Raw genomic sequence first — 2,630 nt, 5'->3', positions numbered from 1 at the left:
TTTGTAGTCTTGAGGGACACCGGTTCCATAGTTATACATCAAGGCGAGATTGTGCTGAGCATTGGCAAACCCTTGCTCGGCAGCAGCGGTGTACCACTTGACGGCCTGTTTGTAGTCTTGAGGGACACCGGTTCCATTGTAATACATCACGCCGAGATTGTACTGGGCGTCAGCATCCCCTTGTTCAGCAAGAGGTTTCCATTCCCGCAAAGCAGTCGCAAAATCACCCTTCTTTGCAGCTTCAGCCCCCACATTATAGTCAGCAGGAAATGCTGGAGCAGTCCAATTATGAGGGTAGCAAGCCGCAAGTGATTTTTCATTGGTTCCCCCGGAAATATGTTTCCAGATATGATGTTACTATAATTCCAGATTGTATGCGACCTATGATTATTCCAGCCTCTGCAACAATCGCGATGCACTCGTCGTGCGCCAGTTATAGCGCCGGTCATTCACTAATTCACGCTCGTTCGGCTTCGGTCGATAGTTCAGACAATGACGTCCCCAGCCCCATCAGAACAAGGATTGTCTCGTGCATTGCCGGATCATACTTTGAGGGTCTGGCCATTGTTCATCCGGGCAGCGATTCCCGCATCTCCTTGATGAATGCAGACATCTGCCTGCGCCGCGCGATTTTCTCATTTATCCAAAAGCCATGCTTATAGTTCCCGTTACGCGGTCCCTTTGGCGCGCCGGGCGATGTTCTGCCGTACATTCCTACACAATTGGGTTCAACATAAAATACTTTATTCTGTTAATTGAGTGTTAGTATATTTTGCCGCGACCGAATATTAAGTGATGTTGGAAAAAATGAAATGTATCAAACAGACATTAGCCTTGGTCATGATGATTTTGTTGACTGGTTGTTTTGCTACAACCGCTAAATATGAAGAAATGTTAAGTTCCTGGGTAGGTTCAACAGAACAACAGCTTGTTGGGTCTTGGGGAGTTCCGGATGGATTATATAAAACTGGCGGTGCGGTATATCTTACATACTATGAAGCAAATTCTGGGTACACCCCCGCAAGAGCGCCCACTTCCTCCGTGACCAATGTAGTTGGCGGTACTGCCATCACACAATATTACGGCGGTTCTTCTGGGAGTTCATATAGCAGAAGCTGCAAAACCACCTTTACTATCGTGTCGGGGATCATCCAAGCCTGGGCACACAAAGGCAACAACTGCAAATCAAAGTAATCTGCAATATTCTCAATCAAATGGATGCTTCGCTATCCATTCCCGCGCCATTTTCTGAGCCTCGACCATTTGATTGCCTGTCATCTTTTCTCAAGCACGCTTCTCTTTACCCCTGCATCTGCGTGCCCGGTAAGCGTCCGGTGAACACCGCCTTATAAAGTTCATTTTATAGTTCAGACTGTAGAGAGGTGGTCCTGCTTTCTTGACCAGTTAGCAGCAAAAATAAGATGAATCTGTTTGTCTGGTTATGCCGCCATAGTAATTGGTTCCGTTTTCATCGCATAGGCTTCATCGGGGGTCAATATCCCAAGCCGCGAATGAGGCCGTTCTGTGTTATAATATTTGAGCCATTTTCCTATTCCTTGCAAAGCCTCTTTACCTGTTTCAAACGCATGGATGTAGACACATTCATATTTCAGGGATAGCCATAGCCGCTCAATCATACGGTTATCGATCCAACGGCCTCTGCCATCCATGGAGATTTTCACGTTAGCGTCGCTCAAAACTTGCGTGAAGCTGTCAGAAGTAAATTGTGACCCCTGATCGGTGTTGAATATTTTCGGGGGCCCGTATTTGGCCAAAGCCTCCTTCAGCGCTTCAATACAAAATTCTACCGCCATCGTATTTGATAGTCGCCAGGCCAGCACCTTGCGCGTTGCCCAATCCATGATCGCGACCAGAGAGAGAAATCCGCGCCGCATAGGAATATAGGTGATATCCGTACACCAAACATGATTTGGGTGCTCGATTTTCAATCTTCTCAATAAATAAGGGTAAATCTTGTGCTGTGGATGCTTCTTGCTGGTGTTTGGTACCTGATAGATCGGCACAAGTCGCATCAAACGCATGAGCCGGCGAACACGGTGTCGCCCCGTTTCATGGCCATGGCGTTTCATATGCCGGGCCATCTGACGAGATCCATACCACGGTGTTTTCAAAAACTGCTGATCAATGATCTGCATGAAATTCAGGTTTTCAGGTCTCACCTCGACAAGGTGATAATAAATCCCGGATCGTGTCAGCGACAGCAATTTGCACTGTCGACGCACGCTCAATTGGGGATGATGTTTTTCAATGCGCATCTGCCTTCGATCCTTGCCTAGCGACCGAAGGCTCGTTTTAAAAAATCACGCTCCACCACCAATTGACCGATTTTTGAATGCAACTTGTCAATTTCAGCATCGCTAACACTTGTCACCAATCCCACATCTTTGCCAAACGCCGCCGACATATTCTTGACTGCTGCTCGTTTCCAATTACTGATCATGTTGGGATGCACGCCGTGCTTCTTGGATAATTCCGCCAGCGTCAGTTCTTCGCGGATCGCGTCCAATGCCACTTGTGCTTTAAAATCTGCTGGATATCGGGTTCTTTTCTTCATGTCTAATCGTCCTCCTCTTAAGGGCGATTCATCTTAGCAACTGGTCCGATTTTCC

Annotated in this window: 3 protein-coding genes; 1 reads left to right on the top strand and 2 read right to left on the bottom strand. The window is 47.2% G+C overall.

What is annotated here, in order from left to right:
- The coding region (locus ACESNI_RS06915; RefSeq protein ID WP_373085811.1) for a tetratricopeptide repeat protein at positions 1 to 252 on the bottom strand (252 nt) is incomplete at its 3' end.
- Positions 253 to 792: 540 nt separating this feature from the next.
- Here ACESNI_RS06915 and ACESNI_RS06910 point away from each other — a divergent pair.
- Complete coding sequence (locus ACESNI_RS06910; RefSeq protein WP_373085810.1) at positions 793 to 1,194, top strand: hypothetical protein; 402 nt, start codon at positions 793 to 795, stop codon at positions 1,192 to 1,194.
- 245 nt (positions 1,195 to 1,439) lie between these two features.
- Here the strand turns inward: ACESNI_RS06910 and ACESNI_RS06905 are convergent.
- Positions 1,440 to 2,575, bottom strand: a protein-coding gene (locus ACESNI_RS06905; RefSeq protein ID WP_373085809.1) for an IS3 family transposase whose coding sequence is annotated in 2 segments (ribosomal slippage) — positions 1,440 to 2,308 and positions 2,308 to 2,575 — 1,137 coding nt in all. Because the reading frame shifts where the segments join, the coding sequence is not laid out codon by codon here.
- Positions 2,576 to 2,630: the final 55 nt, after the last annotated feature.

The sequence above is a fragment of the Sneathiella sp. genome (genome assembly GCF_041689005.1).
GTDB lineage: Bacteria > Pseudomonadota > Alphaproteobacteria > Sneathiellales > Sneathiellaceae > Sneathiella.
This window is presented reverse-complemented; position numbering and strand designations above follow the sequence as displayed.